The organism is Pseudoalteromonas sp. SIMBA_162 (assembly GCF_046535955.1).
Lineage (GTDB): Bacteria > Pseudomonadota > Gammaproteobacteria > Enterobacterales > Alteromonadaceae > Pseudoalteromonas > Pseudoalteromonas marina.
In genome coordinates this window covers 1-234 of the sequence record NZ_JAWJBQ010001249.1, presented here as the reverse complement: position 1 = coordinate 234, position 234 = coordinate 1, and the positions used below count along the sequence as shown (strand labels likewise).

Genomic DNA, 234 nt, shown 5'->3' with positions numbered 1-234 from the left:
TATCTCACTCGCGACACCTTTTCACCGTGGGAGAATCTGGCGTTGCTGTTGCAGAACTACGACAACATCGACTTCCAGGGCCTGGCTCCAATTGTCCGCGATTTCTATGTCTTTATCCCTTCCTGGCTGTGGCCGGGTCGCCCGAGTATGGTGCTGAACTCAGCCAACTACTTTACCTGGGAAGTGCTGAATAACCACTCCGGACTGGCGATCTCGCCTACGCTTATAGGCTCA

At 53.8% G+C, this 234-nt stretch carries 1 protein-coding gene; it reads left to right on the top strand.

Annotated elements, in window-relative coordinates; translation table 11 throughout:
- On the top strand, positions 1 to 234 hold a 234-nt coding region (locus R0J88_RS23625; protein WP_410901404.1), incomplete at both ends, for a WzyE family oligosaccharide polymerase.